Origin of the sequence: Solihabitans fulvus (assembly GCF_008386585.1) — a bacterium.
Taxonomy (GTDB): Bacteria; Actinomycetota; Actinomycetes; order Mycobacteriales; family Pseudonocardiaceae; genus Solihabitans; species Solihabitans fulvus.
On the sequence record NZ_VUOB01000054.1, the window covers coordinates 26,120 to 47,418 of the forward strand.

Annotated in this window: 21 protein-coding genes and 1 pseudogene; 9 read left to right on the plus strand and 13 right to left on the minus strand. The window is 70.5% G+C overall.

Annotation, left to right across the window (positions count from 1 at the left end; all coding sequences use genetic code 11):
* The first annotated feature begins 144 nt into the window (after nt 1-144).
* From F0L68_RS42690 to F0L68_RS27410, 4 genes are read left to right on the plus strand one after another with little or no spacing between them, the layout of a single operon-like run.
* The gene (locus tag F0L68_RS42690) at nt 145-306 is read left to right on the plus strand and encodes a hypothetical protein (protein ID WP_188316860.1); all 162 of its coding nucleotides are present in this window, start codon (nt 145-147) and stop codon (nt 304-306) included.
* A complete protein-coding gene (locus F0L68_RS27400) occupies nt 303-1,493 on the plus strand; it encodes a glycosyltransferase (RefSeq protein ID WP_149852706.1) in 1,191 nt (396 codons plus the stop codon). Before F0L68_RS42690 ends, F0L68_RS27400 begins: the two co-directional genes overlap by 4 nt.
* The gene (locus tag F0L68_RS27405; RefSeq protein ID WP_149852707.1) at nt 1,490-2,434 is read left to right on the plus strand and encodes an ATP-binding cassette domain-containing protein; all 945 of its coding nucleotides are present in this window, start codon (nt 1,490-1,492) and stop codon (nt 2,432-2,434) included. The genes F0L68_RS27400 and F0L68_RS27405 overlap by 4 nt, the downstream gene beginning before the upstream one ends.
* A gap of 2 nt (nt 2,435-2,436) precedes the next feature.
* Nucleotides 2,437-3,201, plus strand: coding sequence for an ABC transporter permease (locus F0L68_RS27410; RefSeq protein ID WP_149852708.1), 765 nt, complete (start codon nt 2,437-2,439; stop codon nt 3,199-3,201).
* Between the two features lie 189 nt (nt 3,202-3,390).
* On the opposite strand, the gene F0L68_RS27415 is transcribed toward F0L68_RS27410, so the two are convergent.
* From F0L68_RS27415 to F0L68_RS27425, 3 genes are all read right to left on the minus strand, one after another.
* Nucleotides 3,391-3,774: a DUF5313 family protein gene (locus F0L68_RS27415; RefSeq protein WP_188316872.1), complete on the minus strand. Its 384-nt coding sequence runs from the start codon at nt 3,772-3,774 to the stop codon at nt 3,391-3,393.
* A gap of 155 nt (nt 3,775-3,929) precedes the next feature.
* Nucleotides 3,930-4,532: a DUF7711 family protein gene (locus tag F0L68_RS27420; protein WP_149852710.1), complete on the minus strand. Its 603-nt coding sequence runs from the start codon at nt 4,530-4,532 to the stop codon at nt 3,930-3,932.
* A gap of 5 nt (nt 4,533-4,537) precedes the next feature.
* A complete protein-coding gene (locus F0L68_RS27425) occupies nt 4,538-4,921 on the minus strand; it encodes a CPBP family intramembrane glutamic endopeptidase (RefSeq protein ID WP_223199187.1) in 384 nt (127 codons plus the stop codon).
* On the opposite strand from F0L68_RS27425, the pseudogene F0L68_RS27430 reads away from it, so the two are divergent.
* Both F0L68_RS27430 and F0L68_RS27435 read left to right on the plus strand, forming a co-directional pair.
* Nucleotides 4,827-5,129 (plus strand): annotated as a pseudogene (locus F0L68_RS27430) (response regulator transcription factor); the annotation flags it as partial. The gene F0L68_RS27425 and the pseudogene F0L68_RS27430 sit on opposite strands and share 95 nt — an antisense overlap.
* Before the next feature lie 457 nt (nt 5,130-5,586).
* Complete coding sequence (locus F0L68_RS27435) at nt 5,587-7,017, plus strand: amidase (RefSeq protein WP_149852711.1); 1,431 nt, start codon at nt 5,587-5,589, stop codon at nt 7,015-7,017.
* On the opposite strand, the gene F0L68_RS27440 is transcribed toward F0L68_RS27435, so the two are convergent.
* From F0L68_RS27440 to F0L68_RS27450, 3 genes are read right to left on the minus strand one after another with little or no spacing between them, the layout of a single operon-like run.
* Nucleotides 7,007-7,825 (minus strand): ABC transporter permease, encoded by an 819-nt coding sequence (locus tag F0L68_RS27440; protein WP_149852712.1) that lies wholly within the window; start codon nt 7,823-7,825, stop codon nt 7,007-7,009. The two genes, F0L68_RS27435 and F0L68_RS27440, sit on opposite strands and share 11 nt — an antisense overlap.
* Entirely contained in the window at nt 7,822-8,592 is a 771-nt protein-coding gene (locus F0L68_RS27445) for an ABC transporter permease (RefSeq protein WP_149852713.1), read from the minus strand. The genes F0L68_RS27440 and F0L68_RS27445 overlap by 4 nt, the downstream gene beginning before the upstream one ends.
* A 3-nt stretch (nt 8,593-8,595) precedes the next feature.
* Nucleotides 8,596-9,633, minus strand: a complete 1,038-nt coding sequence (locus F0L68_RS27450) for an ABC transporter substrate-binding protein (protein WP_188316861.1) — start codon at nt 9,631-9,633, stop codon at nt 8,596-8,598.
* A 635-nt stretch (nt 9,634-10,268) separates the two neighbouring features.
* Here F0L68_RS27450 and F0L68_RS27455 point away from each other — a divergent pair.
* Both F0L68_RS27455 and F0L68_RS27460 read left to right on the plus strand, forming a co-directional pair.
* Complete coding sequence (locus tag F0L68_RS27455; protein ID WP_188316862.1) at nt 10,269-13,163, plus strand: sensor histidine kinase; 2,895 nt, start codon at nt 10,269-10,271, stop codon at nt 13,161-13,163.
* A gap of 37 nt (nt 13,164-13,200) precedes the next feature.
* Nucleotides 13,201-13,617 (plus strand): roadblock/LC7 domain-containing protein, encoded by a 417-nt coding sequence (locus F0L68_RS27460; protein WP_149852716.1) that lies wholly within the window; start codon nt 13,201-13,203, stop codon nt 13,615-13,617.
* 133 nt (nt 13,618-13,750) lie between these two features.
* Here the strand turns inward: F0L68_RS27460 and F0L68_RS27465 are convergent, their stop codons facing one another.
* Nucleotides 13,751-14,530, minus strand: coding sequence for a hypothetical protein (locus F0L68_RS27465; protein WP_149852717.1), 780 nt, complete (start codon nt 14,528-14,530; stop codon nt 13,751-13,753).
* Nucleotides 14,527-14,826: a PadR family transcriptional regulator gene (locus tag F0L68_RS27470; RefSeq protein ID WP_149852718.1), complete on the minus strand. Its 300-nt coding sequence runs from the start codon at nt 14,824-14,826 to the stop codon at nt 14,527-14,529. The genes F0L68_RS27465 and F0L68_RS27470 overlap by 4 nt, the downstream gene beginning before the upstream one ends.
* 71 nt (nt 14,827-14,897) lie before the next feature.
* Between F0L68_RS27470 and F0L68_RS27475 the strand changes: the two genes are divergently transcribed.
* Entirely contained in the window at nt 14,898-16,151 is a 1,254-nt protein-coding gene (locus tag F0L68_RS27475) for an alpha/beta hydrolase family protein (protein ID WP_188316863.1), read from the plus strand.
* 44 nt (nt 16,152-16,195) lie between these two features.
* Here the strand turns inward: F0L68_RS27475 and F0L68_RS27480 are convergent, their stop codons facing one another.
* The 5 genes from F0L68_RS27480 to F0L68_RS27500 form a co-directional block, all read right to left on the minus strand.
* Nucleotides 16,196-16,534 carry a hypothetical protein gene (locus F0L68_RS27480; RefSeq protein WP_149852720.1) on the minus strand — a complete coding sequence of 113 codons (339 nt, stop codon included), beginning with the start codon at nt 16,532-16,534 and terminating at the stop codon, nt 16,196-16,198.
* A 99-nt stretch (nt 16,535-16,633) separates the two neighbouring features.
* Complete coding sequence (locus F0L68_RS27485; RefSeq protein WP_149852721.1) at nt 16,634-17,965, minus strand: MFS transporter; 1,332 nt, start codon at nt 17,963-17,965, stop codon at nt 16,634-16,636.
* Nucleotides 17,966-18,240: 275 nt separating this feature from the next.
* On the minus strand, nt 18,241-19,509 hold the full coding sequence (locus F0L68_RS27490) for an RNA polymerase sigma factor (protein ID WP_149852722.1): 1,269 nt from the start codon (nt 19,507-19,509) through the stop codon (nt 18,241-18,243).
* 38 nt (nt 19,510-19,547) lie between these two features.
* Nucleotides 19,548-19,976 (minus strand): YciI family protein, encoded by a 429-nt coding sequence (locus F0L68_RS27495; protein WP_149852723.1) that lies wholly within the window; start codon nt 19,974-19,976, stop codon nt 19,548-19,550.
* 125 nt (nt 19,977-20,101) lie between these two features.
* Nucleotides 20,102-21,298 carry a serine hydrolase domain-containing protein gene (locus tag F0L68_RS27500; RefSeq protein WP_149852724.1) on the minus strand — a complete coding sequence of 399 codons (1,197 nt, stop codon included), beginning with the start codon at nt 21,296-21,298 and terminating at the stop codon, nt 20,102-20,104.
* Nucleotide 21,299 lies beyond the last annotated feature (1 nt).

Consider the following 21,299-nt stretch of genomic DNA (forward strand, 5'->3'; position numbering starts at 1 on the left):
ACGATGGCGGATTCATGCCCCGGTGAAAGCACCGATCCGCGGCTATTCACCGATATCGCCGGAATGCTCCTGGACACTACCGGCGAAAGCGCCGAATGGGCGTCCGGTATTAGTCCGAACGCCAGACTGGAAGGCGACCTGCGGATGGAGAGCGTTGAGCTGGTCGCGCTCGGCGAGTCGCTGCGCGACCGCTACGGCGACCGCGTCGACCTGCCCGCGTTCGTCGCCGGGCTGGACCTCGACGGGCTCATCGGGCTGACCGTCGGCGACCTCGTCTCCTACGTGGCGCGGCAGACCGCCGCATGAGCCGATTCCTGTTCGTGGTGCCGCCGCTGGTCGGACACGTCAACCCGGCCCTCGGGATCGCGCAGGCCTTGGCGCGCAACGGCCACGAGGTCGCGTGGACCGGCTCGGAGCTCTCGCTCCGCCCGCTGCTCGGCGCGGACGCCACTGTCTTTCCCACCGGAACCAGGCTGCACCGCCCGCAGGCGGACTGCGGACTCGCCGCGCTCAAGTCGCTGTGGACGAGGTTCGTCGTCCCGTTCGCGCGTTTCACGCTCCCCGCCGTGGACAAGGCCGTCGTCGCGTACGAGCCGGATGTCGTTGTGGTGGACCAACACACGCCGACCGGCGCGGCTGTGGCGCACCGGCACGGGCTGCCGTGGGCGACGCTCGCGTGCTCCACGATCGAGCTGGCCCGCCCGTACCGAGGGCTGCCGAAGGTCGAGGCGTGGATGCGCGACCTGCTGCTGACGCTCTGGACCGACGCGGGACTGCCCGAGGCCGACTGGCACGACCAGCGCTTCTCCCCCCACCTCGTGCTCGCCTGCGCCATCAGAGAGCTGTTGGGGGACAACACCTTCCCCGACCACGTCAAGCTGATCGGACCGCCGCTGGCCGACCGGCCAGGCCGCGACTTCGACCTCGGCCTGCTCGACCTGAACCGCCGGCGCGTGCTGGTCAGCACGGGCACGCTCGCCGACGACGTCGCGGACGGCTTCCACGCGCGGGTGTTGCGGGCGCTGGAACCGCTGGCGGACCGCGTGCAGGCGATCCTGGTCGCCCCGCCCGAGGCGGTGCCGGCTCCCCCACCGAACGTGCTGGTCGTGCCAAGCGTGCCCATGCTGCGGCTGCTGCCGCACCTGGACGCGGTGGTGTCGCACGGCGGGCTCGGCACCGTCAACGAGGCGCTCGCGCACGGCGTGCCGCTCGTCGTCGCCCCGATCCGGCACGACCAGCCCATCAACGCCGCCAGGGTCGCCTCGGCGGGCGCGGGCGTCCGCGTCAGCTTCGCGCGGGTCGGCCCCGACGCGCTGCGCGACGCGATCAGCACCGTCCTCGACGATCCCTCCTACCGGGCCGCCGCCGCTCGGCTGCGCGACTCGATCACCGCGGCCGGCGGGGCAACCGTCGCCGCGCGACACCTGGAACGACTGGCACGCAACGGATCCGACCGCGTGTCGGCCGCCGTCCGACAGCGGGGTAACGGATGATCAAGACAAGCGGGCTGCGGAAGTCCTTCACCGTCAAGAAGGGCGCCACCGTCGACGCGGTGCGCGGCGTCGACCTCGACGTCACCGAGGGGGAGATCTTCGGCTTCCTCGGCCCGAACGGCGCCGGCAAGACCACCACACTGCGGATGCTGTCCACGCTGCTCGTCCCCGACGGCGGCGAGGCCACCATCGCGGGCGCGGACCTGCGCGGCGACCCGGGGCAGGTGCGCATGCGGATCGGCTACGTCGCCCAGGGCGGCGGCACCACCGACGAGGTCACCGCGCGCGAGGAACTGGTGCTCCAGGCCAGGATGTACGGCATCGGCAAGACAGAGGCGCGCGAGCGGGCCAACACGGCGCTGGACGCGTTCCAGCTCACCGAGTACGCCGACCGCCCGTGCGCGACCTACTCCGGCGGCCAACGTCGACGGCTGGACATCGCGCTCGGCGTGATCCACCACCCCAGGGTGCTGTTCCTGGACGAGCCGACCGTCGGCCTCGACCCGCAGAGCCGCGCGCACATGTGGGACGAGGTGCGCAGGCTGCGGGCCGACGGCATGACGGTGTTCATCACCACGCACTACCTCGAAGAGGCCGACGCCCTGTGCGATCGGATCGCGATCATCGACCACGGCACCATCGTCGCCGAGGGCACGCCGGACGACCTCAAGCGCGAGATCTCCGGCGACGTGGTCACCGTCGGCATCGAGGGATCCACGCAGCACGCGGCGGACCTGTTGCGCGACAAGGACGACGTGCAGCGCCTGGAGACCATCGATGGCGGCCTCCGCCTCTACGTCGACGACAGCTCGACGGCGATCCCGCAGATCCTGCGCGCGCTGGACGGCGCCGGCATCGAGTTCGGCAAGCTGGAGCTGCACCGACCGAGCCTCGACGACGTGTTCCTGACCAAGACCGGCCGGCAGATGCGGGAGTCCTGACCATGAAACCGTTCCGGGACACGTGGCTCGTCTTCCAGCGGCAGATGCTGCTGGTGCGGCGCACGCCGATCCGACTCGTCATCGGCATCACCCAGCCCATCGCGTACCTGCTGCTGTTCGCGCCGCTGCTCAAGCCGGCGCTCGCGCCGATGGGCGCCACCAGCTACGCCGACGCGTACCGGATCTACGTGCCGGGGCTGCTGGTGGTGCTGGTGTTGCTCAGCGGCCTGTTCACCGGCTTCGGCCTGCTGGCCGAGCTGCGCGCCGGCATCATCGAACGCTCCAGGGTCACCCCGATGAGCCGGTTCGCGCTGCTGCTCGGCCGTGCCCTCAGCGAGGTCGCCACCCTGATGGGCCAGGCCGTGCTCATCACGCTGCTGGCGATCCCGTTCGGCCTGACCGTCTCCATCGGCCCGCTGCTGCTGGCGTACCTCATGCTGGCGCTGATGGGCCTGATGGCCTCCGCGCTGTCCTACGCGGTGGCGCTGGTGATCCGCAGCCCAGCCGCGTTAGGCCCGCTGATGAACACGGTGTCGCAGCCGCTCGCGCTGCTGTCCGGCGTGCTGCTGCCGCTGGCGCTGGCACCGCACTGGCTGGTGTCGATCGCCCGCTGGAACCCGTTCTACTGGGCCACCAATGGCACGCGCGCCCTGTTCGCCGGGCACGTCGACGACCCGTCCGTCTGGCAGGGCATGCTGGTGATCATCGTGCTGACCGTCCTAGCCGTGCTGTGGTCGACCCGGCTGTTCGCCCAGCGTGTGCGGTGACGCCACCGACACTGTCGTACCCCGGCACTAGCCTGCGTTCCGGCGCATAGCCGCGTTGGTGTCGCGTCGCGGCGGTCCTGGGGGTCCGTCGCGACGCAGCACCCTCCGTCACGACGCCGACACGATCTTGCCCGGGGTCCGGCCGACATCGGCCCTGCGGTGCACGGCCGCGACGTCCGCCAGCCCGGCTCAGCCGCTGTGCCGGTACCGCGCGTTGTACAGCGCCTGCCGCGCGGCATCCTCCTCGGCGTGCGCCGCCTTCCGGGTGGCGATGCCCGTGCCCCGCGAATAGCCGTGGCGGACCAACCGCTGCTCGGTGGTGTCCATGATGAAGGAGACGTAGTACATGAGGCCGACGAGCAGGCCGAGCAGGCACGCGAGGAGGCGGATGTCCAGCGGACCGGGCAGCAGGAGCAGTAGGTACACAGGCGAGGTCTGCACGAGGCCCCGCAGCACGTGTCGCACCACCCAGGTCCGGCAGGTGATGTCGTGCAGGACCCATTCCCGGTAGCGATCCGGCAGCCGGCCGCCGAAGGCGTACCAGAGCCACAGGACTGGGTTGGGTCGCTTCATTCGCACGTATTCGAGCATACGTCCACCTGCGCACGACGCCGCAGGCCGCAGAGCCACAATCGGATGGCGGACGCCCCAGGCCAAAGCCACAGACCACAGCCGACCCGACGCACCCGCACCACAAGCCTCCCGAGACAGCACAGGAGCCCTATGCCTCAGCAACCCCAGTGACCACGCGCCTCCAACACGTCGAGATACCCACCGCTGGCCCGCCACAGCGCATCCGCGACGGGTTCGAGCTTGCCGGGGCTCCACCTCCGTTCCTCATAGGTACGGGTCCGGTCGCGCAACGCACGCAGGCTGACCCCGTATTCGTCGTCCACGCGCGCCCGCAGCTCCGCCGCCGTCGGAGCGCCCGCCCTGACCTCCTCTCCTCGCCCCTCACGCAGAGCCTCGAGCACAGGCTCAGCCACGCCGTCGGTCCCGTCCCACAGCAGAGCGGGCCGCTCCACGCGGTGGTTCCACACCGGAGCATGCGCCGAACGCCACACCCGCTCGATCGGGCTCTTCTCCAGCCTGGTGGCACTGGCCCAGTGTTGCGCGCCCTGCGGTTCGCAGAGCCACGGAACCTCCTCCACAGGTAGATCCACGACCAGCGCGACCGCGACGGTGTCGAGATCACGTGGGACACCCAGGACGTCTCCGTGTGCCCACAGCTGCACGACACGCAGCGGGAAGATCGAACTTGGTCGGGTGGCCATCTCGCCGCAGGTCTGCGCGAGGGTTTCCAGGTGGTGCACGGCACGAGTCCACTTCACAGCCCTCATCCTGCCGTGGCCGGCGCGCCGCGGCGCGCTCGACTCGGTGTCGGTGCACGCACGGCGAACTGCCTGCGGAGCAGAATTACCCCGCTGACCACTCCGAGCGGGACAACCATGTTGTTTCCAACGTGCGCCAGGCTCGCGGGCCAGATGCTGCCGCTGTGCAGCCTCAGCCACGCCAGGATGATCTCCTGGAGCTGGAACGACACCGTCCACACAGCCAGCCCGACCAGCAGGTGAGGGAACTGCACGTAACCCAGGAACGCAGGCGGGTAGTGCCATGCCGCCCAGATCAGTCCGGTCGCCAACGGTGGAACGGTGGTCGATCCAGAGGTGGTGCGCCAACTCCTGATTCGCAACAACAATCCATTGGAGCAACTGTCCACTCGGGAACGTGAGGTGCTCGCACTGATTGCAGAAGGGCATTCCAACTCGGCCATCGCGACCAGTCTGGTGGTGTCCGAGGCGGCCAGCGGCAAGCACGTGGGCAACATCCTGGCCAAACTCGACCTGCCGGTCACCGACGACACCAACCGCAGGGTGCTCGCCGTGTTGACCTACCTGCGGGCCGGCGCAGCAGGTAGTGGGGGCTGAGGAAGCGGCCGTCGAGGAGAAGGGAGCAGCGGAGAGCGGGGTGCCAACGAAAAAGGAATGGCGAGGTGTGCAGGTCGGGTGCAAGCTTGGCCGAGTTGAGGACAGTCGTCTGTCGGGAGCGAGCATGGAATCGGGCCGGAGGTCGAGCGGGGCCTTGTCGGGATCGAGTCAGGGTCTCGCCGGAGTGTGAGCAGGGCTTTGCCGGGGTTGGCCCAGCGAGGGCACCGCAGCCGTGCGGCGGCTGGCTACCGATAGCGCCTGTGGGGGTTCGGCGGAGAAGAGCCGCGGCGTCGGTGCCGACTTGTTCTCGGCTGGCTTCCTGCGGCCGTTGACGGACGACACGCGAGGTGGGGGCGTCGGCGGCTGGGGGACGGCAGCGGCCGGCGGGCCAGTTGGAGTGATGGACAGGTAACGGCGATGGACCGCGCCTGCCACGAATTACGGGAGGGGGCGAGCGATGGAGTTACACGAGTACGCGCGGTGCGACGCGGTCGGGTTGCGTGAGCTGATCGTGGCGGGCGAGGTCACTGCGGCCGAGGTCGAAGCTGTTGCGCGGCAGGCGCTTGAGTTGGCCAACGAGACTGTGAACGGTCTCGCGCTGCCGCTGTTCGAGCAGGCCCTTGACTATTCGGCGGACGGGCCGCTTGCCGGGGTTCCGTTCCTGATCAAGGACATCGGGCCGGTGGCTAAGGGCGTGCCGTTCTTCTGCGGCAGCCGGAGCATTCCCGGGCCGCTCGCGCAGAACGACACTCATCTCATGGCGCGGGCGCGGGCAGCGGGGCTTGCCACCCTGGGGCTCACCACCGCGCCCGAGATGGCGATCAGCTTCGCGACGGAGTCGCTGAAGTACGGCATCACGCGCAATCCGTGGGACCTCGAACGGGGTGTCGGCGGGTCGAGCGGCGGTGCGGCGGCATTGGTCGCGGCGGGGGCGGTTCCCGTCGCGCATGCCACCGACGGCGCCGGGTCGGTGCGGATTCCGGCGGCCTGCTGTGGGTTGGTCGGGCTCAAGCCGAGTCGGGGACGCACGCCGGCCGGGCCCAACACTGGCGAGGCCGGGTTCGGCATGTCCTACGAGTTTGCGCTGACCAGGACGGTCCGCGACGCGGCCCACCTGCTCGACGCGTTCCAGGGTCACCACGCCGGCGACAAGTACACCGCGCCGCCGCCCCGGAGGCGTTACGCGGACGAGCTTGGCCGCGACACCGGGCGGTTGCGGGTGGCGGTGACCACCTCGGCCTGGTCGGGGGTGGCGGTCGATGCCGAAGTGGTCGAGGCGACTGTTCGGGTGGGCCGACTGCTCGACGAGCTCGGGCATGATGTGACCGAGGCGAGCCCGGCCGTGGACTGGGACGAGGCGATGCGGGGTCTGCGGGCGCAGCTCGCGGCCTTGGCCGTGCCGTATCTGACCGCGCCGAGGCCGCCGGATCCGAACAAGCTGGAGGCGGTGTCGCGGTTGGTGCTCGCCGAGGCTCGGGAGCTCGGCGCGCTGAAGCTGATGGCCGGGCTGGACGCGCAGAACCGGGTGAGCCGGTCGGTCGGCGCGTTCTTCACCGAGTACGACCTTTTGGTGACGCCGACGCTCGGCCAGTTGCCCGCGCCGCACGGCACGCTTCAGTACAACGACCCTGGGCACACCGTGACGAGTTGGCTGCAAGGCCTGTTCGAGTACGGGCCGTTCACAGCGCTGTTCAACGTGTCGAGCGAGCCGGCGATCAGTCTCCCGCTCGGGCAGAGCGCGAGCGGGTTGCCGATCGGGGTGCAGTTCGTCGCGCCGTACGGACGCGAGGATCTGTTGTTCCGCCTCGCCGCTCAGCTGGAACTCGCGGCGCCGTGGAAGGACCGTGTCCCCACCAACTTCGTGGGGACACGGTCGCTCACGCCCTGACCAGCTCGCGGTCGTCGGACAGTCGGCCGGCCGCGGCGAAGTGCCAGGCGAGCATGCGCCGCTCCACCGCCACCAACACGGTGTTCAGCGTGTACCCGAGGACGCCGAGCATCACGATCACGGCCCACATGGAGGGAAACTCGAACTGGGTCTGCGCGTCGCGCAGTTCGCCGCCAAGCCCGCCGTTGGCGGCGAACAGTTCGGCGACAACCATCAGGATCACCGACTGGGACAGGCTCACGCGCAGTCCGGCGAAGATCTTGGGCAGCGCGGCCGGCAGCACGATGCCCAGCAGCCACTGGGGTTTGGGCACCTGGAAGGCGAGCGCGGTGTCGGTCATGACCCGGTCGACCGACCGCACGCCGTCCACGGTGTTGAGCAGCACCGCCCACACCGCGCCGAACACGATCACGGTGAGCACCATCTGCGTGCCGAGGCGGCACAGCAGGATGAACACCGGGACGAGGGCGGGCAGCGGCAGCGAGCGGAAGAACGCGAACACCGGCCCCGCGTACTGCACCGCCGTCCTGGACAGACCAAGCGCGGTGCCGATGGCGATCCCGAGCACGGCCGCGATGGCCCAACCGCCGGTCACCCTGCCGAGACTGGGCAGCAGGTTGTCGATCGCGCCCTTGGTGAGGAACAGGCTGGACACCGGGCCGGAGAACCACAGCTGGTGGGCTGCGGAGACGATGTCCAGCGGGGTCGGGAAGTACACGTTCTGGCCGTAGGCGGCCGCGAACTGCCAGACGACCACCAGCCCGAGGAACACCGACCAGCTCAGCAGGAAGTGCCGTAGTCGCGTCATGATGCCGGCTTTCCGCTCGCGGCGTGCCAGCCGAAGAGCCGTCGTTGCAGCCATTCGAGGCCGGCGTTGATCAGGTATCCGAGGACACCGGCCACGACCACGCCGGCGAGCACGCGGTCCATCCTGGTCGCGCCGCTGGCCGCCGCGAGGATGAAGCTGCCGATGCCGCCGCTGGCTCCAGTGAGGATCTCGGCGCTGATCACCACCGCCAACCCGATCGCCGAGGACAGCCGCACGCCGGTGAGGACGAACGGCGCCACCGTCGGCAGCACCACCCTGCCGAGCACCGTGGCCCTGCCCGTGCCGAAGGCGCGTGCTGTCTCCACGTACAGCGGCTCGACCTCGCCGAAGGCGTAGATGGTGTTGAACAGGATCGGCCACAGCGAGGCGAAGGCGGCCAGGCCGATCTTGGTCGCGGGGCCACCGCCGACGGCGACGATCGCCAGCGGCACCAGCGCGACCGACGGGATCGGCCGCAGGAACTCCACGACGGCCCTGCTCGCCGTCCGCACCATCGGCACACTGGCCAACAGCAGCCCGGCCGGCACCGCGATCACCGTGGCGATGCCGAGCGCGATCGCCCACGACAGCGCGGTCGCCACGATGCCGAGCAGGTATTCGCGGGAGGCGAGCATCGTGAGCAGTTGCGGGAACACCACCGAGGGCGGTGGCAGGTAGCCGTCTGGGAACAGCCCGGAGCGGCCGAACGCCTCCCACACCACCAGGAGAACGGCCACTCCGGACAGTCCGCGCAACACAGAACGCATAGGTCAGTTGGTCAGGATCATCGGCTTGATGTCGAACCTCTGCGGGATGACGTTGAACTCCAGCAGAAGGTCCGGCACCCGCTGCAACCGGGTCGGGTCCGTGGTCACCGGGTAGGACGGGAGGTGCAGTACGGGAGCGATGTCCGGCTTGACGTTGGCGTTGTCCACCAGCGCCTGCTTGACCGCGTTCTCACCGGCCGGGGTCGCGGCCTCCTCCTGCGCCTTCTTGATCGCCCGCTGGAAGGCGGCGACCGTCTTGGGGTGGACCTTGGTGGTCTTCTCCTCCGAGGCCATGTACCCACCGAGCGCGATGCCGTCCAGCGGCCCGGTCATCGGCTGGAACACCGTCGAGACACCGGCCTGGGCCTGCGCGATGGTGACGAACGGCTCCGCGAAGAACGCCGCGTCGATCTCGCCGCTCTGAAGCTTCGGTAGCATGTCAGCGAAGCCGATCTGCTTCCAGTCGATCGTGGAGTAGTCGGCCTTGGCCGCGCGCATGCCCGCCATGACGCCCATGTCGGCCATGGTGCCACGCGCGGTGACCGCGATCTTCTTGCCCTGGAGGTCCGCGGCGCTCTTGAGCGGCGAGTCCTTGCGAACCACCACGGCCGTGGTGTCGGGCTTGGCCGCGGAGGCGTCCGCCACGATCTTGAGGTTCGTCTGGCCCTTGCCCTTGAGCTGCGCCTGCACCATCACGGGGTAGGTCGCGAAGCCGAAGTCGGCGTCCCCGCCGATCACCGCGCTGACCACGTCAGGGCCGCTCGGCTTGTTCACGATCTCGACATCGAGGCCCTCGGCAGTGAAGTAGCCGTTCTTCTTCGCCACCCACAGGGGGCCGACGTCGGTGGAGGGGATGATCGCGATCTTGATCTTCGACTTCTCCACCTTGCTGTCGGCCGAGCCCTGGTTGCTGCTGTCGGAGCCGCCGAGCAATCCGCACCCGCTGGTCAGCGTCAGCACCGTGACCGTGGAGGTGACCGCCAGGAACAGCCGCCGTAACCGGCGCCCGCTCACCGCGGAGCCGCCGTGTCGAACCATCATTTCGCTCCTCACCAGGTGGGGCATGACCTACCGCCTCGACGGATCGCAATGCCCGTCGGCGTCCCGCGAGACTTTAGCGACATGCGCAGCTTCGATAGGTGACAGAACGGTGACAAGATGTTGCCTCGAGAAAGTCTCCTTTACACGGGTAACGATAGCTGTCAATCACCCGAACCGCGCAGGTGAAGCTGCCGATAGCCGGCACCCCGCCCGCCGTGGACCCGCGACAGATGTTGACAGGTGCGGGAGGCTCACCCATGCCGCGACGCGTGCGCGTCAATGGATTCACCAGGTGCGCGGCTCGCGCTGGGGATGCGGGAAAGGCAATGACAAAATTTCAACGACAGTCAACTGGTCGGCCTAGCGGCACTACGCCAACACGGCGTATCGCCGCGTTGCACACGGCCGAACTGGTCCGTTCGGGTTACCGAAAGCGTCCGGCGGGCCATCACCCAGGGATAACGAGTGCATAACTGTAGGTCCAAATGGTTACTTCCGTCATCACCCGATAGGGCAATACCGTACGGAGTGTTTAGCCGTGTGCCCGCACGTGTGTCTGCCAGCCGCCACCCAATTGGAGTCCTGGTTCGCGTGACAAATCCCAGTTCGCCCGATTTTGGGGGAGTGTGCAAGTAGTGCCCGATCAACCAGACGGGGGCATCCTCGGCGAGCCGGTCGACCAGCCCCCGCTCCCCTCGCACCGTCCCGCAGGCCGCCGGCCCAAAGCCGGGACGCGACGCGAACTCACGGGCGGCAGCCGCTGGCGGCTGAGCAACTGGCGACTACGCACCAAGGTCGCGGCCGTGCTGCTGGTCCCCACCGTCACCGCCATCGTCCTCGGCGGGCTGCGCGTGCAGACCGAGCTCGGCAACGCGGACAACTACCGGCGCACGGTCAGCCAGGTCGACGCGGCGCGCGAGGTCACCGAGGTCGTGCACCAGCTCCAGAAGGAACGGTCGCTGGTCGTCGCGCGCGTCGCGGCCAACAACGTGCCGAGCAACGTGCCCATGCAGGACCAGATCCAGAAGACCACCGCGGCCATCACCTCGCTGCGCGCCGCGGTGTCCGGACTGGACATCCCCGACACGGGCAGCCGCGCCCGCTACGACCACGCGATCGAGGCGCTCAACCAGCTCGGCGCGCTGCGCACGCTCGCCGAGGGCGGCGTCTATCCGGACACCGCCGTGTTCACCGGCTACAACTCCGTCATCGACAACCTGGTCAAGCTCGGTCGCGAGGTCGCGGCGGCCGCCGCCGACCAGGGCCTGTCCAGGACGGCCACCGCGGCGGAAACGCTGGACCAGGCCAAGGAACACATCGAGCAGCTCAACGCGATCCTCCAGATCGCCGCGGCGCACAACGCCTTCCGCTCCGAACGAACGCAGGGCCTGGCGCGCTCGGCGCAGGCCGCCGCCGACGGCTCGATCTCCGACTTCCTCGCGCTGGCCACCATCGACGAGCGACAGTCCTACAGCGACGGCTACAGCGGGCCCGAGGTCGACCGCAGGCAGCGCATCGCCCAGACGGCGCTGAGCAGCCCGGACCCCGCCGCCTCGCTCGACATCGACGTCGCCTCGCTGACCACCAGCAGCAGCATCGCCAACGACCGGCTCCGCAAGGTCGAGACCGACCTGATCTCGACCCTGCGCGACCAGGCGAACACGTTGGCCGACAACGCGATCGCCGCGGCCGGCCGGGACTCGGCGATCGTGGCCGTCGCGCTGCTCGCCGCGCTCGGCCTGATGCTCGTGGTGGCCTGGTCGCTGCTGCGGCCGCTGCGCCGGCTTCGCCTTGAGGCGCTGGAGATCGCCAGCACCCGACTGCCCGAGGCGGTGCAGCGGATCCTCGCCGACCCCGACCCGGTCGAGGCCGCCCAACACGCGGTCGAACCGGTGTCGGTGTTCAGCAGGGAGGAGATCGGCCAGCTGGCCCGCTCCTTCGACGCGGTGCACGAGCAGGCCGTCCGCATGGCGACCAACCAGGCCGTGCTGCGCGACAACGTCAACGCGATCTTCGTGAACCTGTCGCGGCGCAGCCAGCTGCTCGTCGAGCGGCAACTGTCCGAACTGGACAAGCTGGAGCAGGACGAGCAGGACCCCGACCAGCTCAGCCGGTTCTTCGTGCTCGACCACCTGGCCACCCGGATGCGGCGCAACAGCGAGAACCTGATCATTCTGTCCGGCACCGGGCTGGCCAAGCACCTGTCCCGGCCGGTGCCGATCGGCGAACTGGTCGGCGCGGCGGTGTCGGAGGTCGAGCACTACGCCAGGGTGAAGCTGACCCCGCTGCCCGAGGTCCTGGTGCACGGCCGCGCGGTGAAGGACCTCATCCACCTGATCGCCGAGCTGTTGGACAACGCGACCACCTTCTCCGCGCCGGAGACCACCGTCGAGGTGGTCGCCAGGATGATGCGGGCCCGCGAGTTGGCGATCCAGATCACCGACCAGGGCATCGGGATGACCGAGGAGGAGATCCGGACCGCCAACCTGCGGTTGGCCGACCCGCCGGACCTCGACGTCGCGGTGTCTCGCCGGATGGGTCTGTACGTGGTCGCGCGCCTGGCGCAGCGGCACAACATCCGGGTGCACCTCCAGAGCAGCGAGTTCATCGAGGACGGCACGAAGGCGATCATCGTCGTGCCGTCGGACCTGCTGGTGCCGCTGCGCGAGCAGGACCGGCGCTTCGACGACCACACGCCGTCGCGGACGGATCTGCGCGCGCAGACCAGCGGGCGGACCGTGAAGCTGTGGCTGGACGGGGAACAGCCCGCGGAGCAGAGCCTGCCAAGCGGCCCCGAGTTCCGCCCGGACACCGAGCAGCGCAGGACGGTGCTGCGCGGCAGGCAACTGCTCCAGCAGCACGACGCGCAGGCGCGCCAGCCCGAGCCGGAGCCGGAGCCGCCGAGCCGGGAGGAGCCGTCGGCGATCTCCGGGGTCGACCTGTTCCAGTCCTGGTCCGGCGAGCACGACGCGGCGGAACACCCGGCACCGCCCGAGCACGAGCCGCGCGCCCGGCAGGCCGACGTCGAGGCGCCGACCACGACCCGTCTCCCGATCTACGAGGAGGTGCTGTCGCAGTGGTTCCGCACTGAGGAGGAGCCCGAGGAGGTCGAGGTCGAGGCCGAGCGCGACCCGCGGCCCCAGCCGTCCGCGGCGGCCGAGACGGCGCTGATCGAGGTTCAGCGGCCCGCGCCGCGGCCGCGCGAGGAGCCGGGCGAGCAGTGGCACTCGCCGGCCGACGAGGGCTGGCAGGCCGTGCAGGCCAAGCTTTCCGCGCGGCCGGCAGCCGCTCCGGTCACCCAGGCCGGCCTGCCCAAGCGGGTGCCCAAGGCGCAGCTGGTGCCCGGCTCCGCGATCGCGCCCGCCGCGGAGATCGCGGCGCAGGAGGCGAACGCCCCGGTGCTGCCGCCACGCTCCCCCGACGTGATCCGCGGCAGGCTGTCCAGCTTCCAACAGGGTCTCGGCCGGGGCCGTCGACGGGAGTTGGCCGCGCGGGCCGAGCACGCCTCATCCACCGAAACGCACGGCTGACGTCCCGGTGACGCGACAACGAGGAGAGTCCCTGACCATGTCCAGTCCGAAACCCGGCGACCTCGGCTGGTTCATCAACGATTTCGTGCTGCGCGTGCCCGAGGTGGCTCACGCCGTCGTGGTCTCCACCGACGGGCTGCTGCTGGTCAACTCGCTCCGCCTGCCGCCGGCCCGCGCCGAGCAGCTCGCGGCGGTGACCTCGGGTCTGCTCAGCCTGACCCAGAGCGGCGCGCGCTGCTTCGAGGCCGGCGAGGTTCTCCAGACGATCGTGGAGATGCAGAACGGCTACCTGTTCCTGATGTCCATCAGCGACGGCTCCTGTCTCGCCGTCCTGACATCGCCGAACTGCCAGATGGAACTGGTCGCCTACGAGATGACGATGCTGGTGGAGCGGGTCGGCGACCGGCTCACCCCGGAACTGCGCGCGCAGCTGGCCAGCATCTCCCGCAACTGACCCACGGCACCGCCCCACCGGTCGCCTCGTGGGTGCGCCAACGCCTCGTCCCGGCTTCGACCGGGTCGGGGCGTTGGCGTGTGCGCCGCCGAATTTGCCGCGCCGAGTTCGCCGCGCCGAGTCGGCGGACCGATCAGTCGGTCGCGGCGACGTCACGCAGGTCGCGCAGGGTGCCGACGAACGCCCACGTCAGCAGGAGCAGACCGGCTCCGACGGCCGCGGCCAGCGGGTCGAGTTCCGCGCCGCTGACCGCGAACCCGAGGATGACCGAGCCGGCGATCACGGCGGCCGCGGCGAGTGCCCAGATGCCCAGGCGCAGGCGGCCAGCCCTCGGCGGCGCGAGCACGTCCGCGCCGAGTCCGGCCACGGCCCGGCAGCCCTGGATCGCGGCGAGCGCCAACGCGAGCCACCAGCACCCGAGCAGGACGAGCCGCAGCGGCGCCGCGATCAGGCCCGGGTCACGATGCGCCGCAGCCACCACCGCTGCGCCGAGGACGACCGGGACCGCGAGCTTGCCAGCCAGGCGGTGCAGCGCGGTCCGCGCGGCGGTGATGGTCAGGCGCGGACGCGGCGCGACCAGCAGCAGGCCGACGAGAGTCAGGCCGCCGCACCCGCTCAGGGCGGCGGAGCGAGCGGCACCGGCGTGCAGCGGGGTGTCCAGTTCCTGCGCCAGGTGCGCGAGATACCAGACGGCGGCCGCGACGGCCGCCGCCAGCACGGCCGCCCTGCCCCGGCGCTGCGCCCGGGACTCGGCCGGCCAGATCGCGGGGTGCAGCCACAGGTCGACGATGCTCGCGGCGAGGTTCGGCCACGAGCGCCACCCTGTCGCCGCCGACTCGGTCGCCACGGCGTGGCCCCATCGGTCGCGGAACGAGGCCGGATAGAGCCGGACGAGCCTGCCGGCGATGGTCATGCGGGATTCACGCCGAGGTGGCGCAGGCCGACGGCGGCAACCTTGGCCATGGACCGCAGCTCGCGTTCGAGCACCTCGCGCCCCTTCGCGGTGAGTCGGACCGGGCGTTGCCTGCCGTTCTCGTCCAGCGACTCGATCAGCTGCTTGGCCTCGAGGCGCGCCAGGGCCCCGTAGAGGCTGCCGACGCCGAGACGCTCCCCGGTGAGCTCCTCGATCGCCGTGTTGATGGCGTAGCCGTGCAGTGGCCCGTTGGCCAGCGCACACAGCACCAGCGTCTGGGCGTCGTTGGCTTGCACCAGAGTCCTCCTGAGGTCGAGGCACTACTTTACTACGTGCTCCGTAGTACGTGCCGTGTACTATGCCGATCATGATCCCGGACGAGACCCCCGCGAACGACCTGGCAGACGCCACGCCACCATCGCCTGAGCCCGAGGCCTGTCCCCCGCGAACCGTGGTCAGGAAAATCCTCCGCATCGCCGTGCGAACCCTTGTCGTCGCGGTGGTTCTGCTCCTGCTCGGCGTCGTCGGCCTGCTCGGCGACGCGAAGATCCGCAGCGGCGAGGCGGTCACGCTGCCGGCGCCGACCGGCCCCTCGCCTGTCGGCCGCGCGGTGTTCGACTGGACCGACCACTCGCGGGTCGATCCCTATGCGCCGCAAGGGTCCACGCCACGGGAGCTGTCGGTCGTCGTCTGGTACCCGGCGGCCCCGGCGCCGCGCGCGACCCAAACCTCTTATCTGCCACCGGGTTGGCAGGAGGCGCTCGGCGACGGCGGCTGGCTCAATGCGCTGAGCCGCACCCCGCCGTCGCTCATTCATCCGCACGCGGTGGCCGACGCGCCGGTCGACGGCGCGGCGCCGCACCCGGTGCTGGTGTTCGCGCCGGGCATGGGGCTGCGGGCCACCGACTACACGGTGATCGCCGAGGACCTGGCCAGCCACGGCTACGTGGTCGCCGGCGTGACCCCCACCTACAGCACCGATGTCGTCCTCGCCGACGGCCGCGTCGCGCGCAGGGTCGACCGCGCGGGCGACGGCGGCGACGTGGCAGCCAACGTCCAGCTGTGGGCCGACGACCTGCGCTTCACAGTCACGCAGCTGGCGGCCGTCAACGACACCGCCGACAGTCCGTTCCATGGCCGCCTGGACACCAAGAGCGTCGGGCTGTTCGGCCACTCGCTCGGCGGCGCGGCCGCAACCCTGGCCTGCCACCACGAATCGGCCTGCGTCGGCGCCGTGGACATCGACGGCTACCTGTTCGGCGACGTGCTGAACGACGGACTCGGCAAGCCGTTCGGGTTCCTCGGCAACCAGGACTCCATGGCCAAGGACGCCCCGCAGCGCGGGATGCTGCGGCAGACGCTGCGCGGCGTTGCGGCCGGGCAGGGCCACGTATGGACCGTCGCGGGCGCCAGCCACTACAACTTCACCGACCGGGGCGTGTACTTCAACCTGCTGCGCAGCCAGGTCGCGCACCTCGGGCCGATCGACGGGGCGCGCGCCTCGGCCATCACGAACGCCTACACCCGCGCGTTCTTCGACGCCTACCTGCGCGGCCGGCCCGCGCCGCCGCTGACCGGCGAGTCCTCGACCTACCCCGAAGTCCGCCAGGAGTCCCCATGAACGACCGAGCCAAGCCCGCGGGGTCGGCCGCCAGGAACGCCGCGCTAGCCCGTCGTGCTCGTCGCGCTCGTCGTGCTCGTCGGCGACGGGGAACCGCAGGCGCGCACGAACTCGGCGCCGGCCACGTCCCCGCTCTCGACGTTGGAGTCCGACTCGTCGAGCAGGCCTGCGAACTGCCTCGCGGCCCGCGCGCACTCTGCGGTCTTCGTGTCCTGGCGCTGCGTGAGCCACAGCGTGCAGAAGGTCGCGGCCGCGACGAACAGCACGGCGGCCAGCGCCGAGAGCAGCACGACCGTGCGCCGCGACGCCGGTCTCGGCGGCTGCTCGCTCTCCCCCGTCACGGGCGGCGCGTCCTCGGGCTGGGGTGCGGGCTCCATCTGCATGTCGGCGACCCTATTGGATCATCGCGAAGACCCGCGACGAAATCCGTGAAGATCTCGTGTCGCACGGATCCCGCAACGGCGGCGCCGTGGCCAGGTGGGTCACGACAGTTCGCTGGTTCGCTGGCGCGGAACTCGCCGCCGTGTTGGGCCGTCCTCGGTGCCGCGCTGAATTCCGAAGAATCCGGCGAGAATCGCCGCCGCGCTCACGATCAGGCAGAACTGCCAGATGGTGTGGCCAAACCGATTCCAGCCGAATGTGCCGAGAATCGGACCGATCGCGAACGAGGCCCCGATTACCGCGCCGCACGCGCCGAGATATCGACCGCGTTCCCGGTCCGGCGCAATCTTCGCCGGATAGGCGAACATCGTCGGTGTGCTGAGAATTTCCCCAGCCGACCAGACGATCGTCACCAGGACGAGGCCGACCATGCCGGAGGAGACCGAGTACAGGCTCATGCCGATGCCGATGAGCGCGAACCCGCCGATCACCGGCGGCCGGGCCGACCAGTGCTGCGTGATCTTGGTCAGAGGCAGCTCGAACAGCGCGACGACAATGCCGTTCACCGTGGCCAGCACGCCGTACACGGCCGTCGACATGCCGAGCGCGCTCACCTGCAACGGCAGCGTCGACACGCACTGGATGTACACGGCGGAGGAGAGGAAGGCGCCGAGCAGGAACAGCAGGAACCGCCAGTCGGCGAGCATCCGGCCGCGCGCCGCCCGCGTCCCGTCGGCGACCGTGCCCTCGGCCGAGACCGAAGCCGCAGCGGTGGCGGTGACTGTGGCTGTAGCTGTGTCGGTGGCTGTGTCCTTGTCCCGCGCGGGTGCCCGGTCCGCGGGCAGCACCACCAGGGCGAGCACCGCGAGCCCCGCCGTGACGCCACCCTCCACCCAGAACAGCCCGCCGTAGCTGACCTTCACGATCAGGGCGCCGAGCAGCGGCCCGAAGGTGGCCCCCGCGTTGATGGCCAGCCGCTGCATGGCGAAGACCATCACGTACCGGCCGCGCGGCGTGTGCTCGGCGAACGACGCCGCCGACGCCGGCCGGAACGCCTGGTTGCCCGCGCCGATCAGGACCACCAGCACGAGGACGCTCGGGTAGTTCGGCGCGTAGAGCACGCCGACGGTGAGCACGCCGGCCGCCGCGCTGGACACGGCGATGGTGTCTCGCGGGCCGATCCGGTCGACCAGCCAACCGCCGAGGAAGCCGCCGAGGATGCCGCCAGCGCCGAACATGCCGAGCGCCCAGCCCGCCTGTCCGGCCGAATAGCCCACGTGCACGAGGTAGAGCACCAGAAAGATCTGGAGATACGCGCCAAGCCTGTTGATCAATGAACCCAGCAGCAACGCGCGCACGGACGCCGGCGTCTCGCGAAAGGTCTGCCACACTCCGACGCCGGCCGCGGCTGTGCGAGTCGGCGCGGTTGTCATCGGTCAGCCAATGCGTTCAGCGCGATTTCGTCGGACGCACGCGACCCCAATGGTGTTCCCCCGCCTCGTCAGGTCAATCCGCCCTTACACGACTAATTCGAGAGATCACTCATCGTATAGACGACCTTTGCCCTTGTCCAACACTCGGCGAACGCTCACCAGCAGAGTCGCAGGACACGGCGCAATGTCAATGGTCAACGCGCTTTCGGCCCAGTCGCCGCGCGCCGTTGCGGGCATCCTCGACGAATCGCCGGCTCAGCAAGGCGGATCACCGGTCAACCCTGACCGCAGGCCTCGGCCCTGCCCAGCAGCAGCGCCCGCTCGCGCTCGTTGCGGGTCAGTCCGGCGGCGCGCTCGAACTCCTCGCGCGCCTCGGCCGGCCTGCCGAGCTTGGCCAGGAAGTCGCCGCGCACGCCGGGCAGCAGGTGGTAGCCGCGCAGCGTCGGCTCCTCCAGCAACGTGTTCGCGTGCGCGAGGCCGACGGCTGGGCCGAACGCCATGCCGAGCGCGACCGCGCGGTTGAGCTCGATCACCGGGGACGGCGCCAGCTCGGCGAGCTGCGCGTAGAGGACCGCGATCCGCACCCAGTCCGTGTCCTCCGCGACGCGGGCCCGCGCGTGGCAGGCGGCGATCGCGGCCTGGAGCGCGTAGGGCCCAGCCGTGCCGCCGAGCTCCTCCGCGCGCCGGAGCGCCGCCAGCCCGCGCCCGATGAGCAGGTGGTCCCAGCGCGCGCGGTTCTGGTCGAGCAGCAGCACCGGCTCGCCGGTGGGGCCGGTCCTGGCGCGGGTGCGCGAGTGTTGGATCTCCAGCAGCGCCACCAGGCCGTGCACCTCGGGCTCCTTGGGCATCAGCTCGGCGATGATCCGGCCGAGCCGGAGGGCCTCGGCGCACAGCGCCGGCCGCATCCAGTCGTCGCCGCCGGTCGCCGAGTAGCCCTCGTTGAACACCAGGTACACGACCTCCAGCACCGAGGACAGCCTGGCGGCCAGCTCGTCGCCCTGCGGCACCTCGAAGGGCACGTTCGCCTTGCCGAGGGTCCGCTTGGCGCGGACGATCCGCTGGGCCACGGTCGCCTCGGGCACCAGGAACGCGCGCGCGATCTCATCGGTGGCCAGGCCGCCGAGCAGCCGCAGGGTGAGGGCGACCCGCGCCTCCCTGGACAGCACGGGATGGCAGGAGACGAACACCAGCCGCAGCAGGTCGTCGCCGACCTCCTGCTCGTCGAGCACGGCCTCGAAGTCCGCCGCCGACAGGTCCGGCCGCGTCGACAGGTCGTGCCCGATCTCCTCCTGCTTGCGTTCGAGGACCTTGCCGCGCCGCAGCCGGTCGATCCCGCGGTTCTTCGCGGTGGCCATGAGCCAGGCGCCCGGGTTCTCCGGCACGCCCGACTCCGGCCAGCGCTCCAGGGCGGCCACCAGCGCGTCCTGCGCGAGGTCCTCCGCGACGCCGACATCGCGCACGATTCGGGTCAGGCCGGCGATGAGCCTCGCCGACTCGATCCGCCACACGGCGGCGATCGCACTATGGGCGTTGGTGGCGGTCACAGCCCCCGATCAGATCACCGGGACACCGGCGTGGCAACTCACTGTTGTTTGGCGGCGGTCTCCGCACGCATGCGCTCCTCGGCCTCGCGCAGCTCGGGGGTGAAGGCAGGACCGAAGTCCTCGGCCTCCAGGATCTGCCGGATTTCGATCTCCTGCTCCAGCTCGGGGATGCTCGGCACCCGCCGGACCCACTCGATCGCCTCGTCCCGCGACGACACGTCGAGGATCCAGAACCCGCCGACCAGCTCCTTGGCCTCGGCGAACGGGCCGTCGATCACGGTCGTCGTCCCGCCGGAGAACCTGACCCGCGCGCCCTTCGAACTCGGGTGCAGGCCCTCGCCTGCCAGCATCACGCCGGCCTTGACCAGTTCCTCGTTGTACTTGCCCATCGCGGTGAGCAGCGCCTCGCTCGGCAGTTTGCCAGCCTCGCTGGACTCGCTGGCCTTGACGATCACCATGAACCGCATCGTGCTGTCTCCTCGTTCTCGTCGGCGCCGGGTCCGTCCCGGCCCCTGTCTACACGTCGAACGGCCGACACCGGAATCGACACGTCCGCAGTGGATTCTTTTCGACGAGGTCGGCGGCGGCCCGCTCAGTCGTCGATCGCCTGGTAGGCGAGGGTCCGGAAGTCGAGCAGGATCTCCGGTGCCGCCGCCGAGGTCCAGGCGCGCTGGGTCAGCAGGATGATGACCATGTCCTCCTCGGGGTCGGCGGCCCACGAGGTGCCGGAGCCGCCGTCCCAGCCGAAGCGACCTGGCACCGCGGCGACACCGTCCCGCCCGGTCACGACCGCGAGGCCCAGCCCCCAGCCGTGCGTGTCGAAGTAGCCGGGGACCAGGCTGGACACCGCTTTCTGGGCCGGGGTCAGCTGGTCGGTGGTCATGGCCCGCACCGAGGGCCGCGACAGGATGCGCTCGCCGCCGTGCCGCCCGTTGTTCAGCATCATCTGACCGAAGGCCAGGTAGTCGTCCGCGGTCGACACCAGTCCCCCGCCGCCCGCGGCGAACACGGGCGGGCGGCGGAACACGCTGTTCGCCGGCTCGTCGAACGCCCTGAGCGCGCCGTTCTCGGTGCTACCCGCGTATGCGGTGGACAGCCGCCCGATCGCGTGGTCCGGCACGCTGAACCCGGTGTCCCGCATGCCGAGCGGGTCGAAGATCCGTTCCCGCATGAAGTCCTCGAGCGACCGGCCGCTGGCCCGCGCGATCAGGACGCCGAGCACGTCGGCCGGCGTGGCGTACAGCCACTTCTCGCCGGGCTGGTGCATCAGCGGCAGCTCGCCGAGCCGACGCAGCCACTCGTCCGCCGTCCGTTCCAGCCCGCCGAGCCCGAGGATGACCTCCGCCGCGGCCTCCTGGATCGGGTAGCTGCCCGGCGGCGCGGCGAGCAGGCCGAAGCCCATCCGGAAGGTCAGCAGGTCCCGCACCGTGATCGGGCGCTCGGCCGGCACCGTGTCGTCGATCGGGCCGTCCAGGCTGCGCAGCACCCTCCGGTCGGCCAGCTCCGGCAGCAGGCGGTCGACCGGTTCGTCAAGGCGCAGCACGCATTCCTCGACCAGGATCATGGCCGCGACGGCCGTGATCGGCTTGGTCAGGGACGCGAGCCGGAACAGCGTGTCGCTCCGCATCGGGTCGCCGTCGAACGACATGCGGCCGATCGCATCGACGTTCGTCTCGCCGTGCCGGCCGACCACCGCGACCAGGCCGGGCAGCTCGCCGCGCTCGACGTAGCCGGCCAGCACGTCGTGCATCCTGCCCAGCCGCGCGGCCGACAGTCCTCCCGCGCTCATC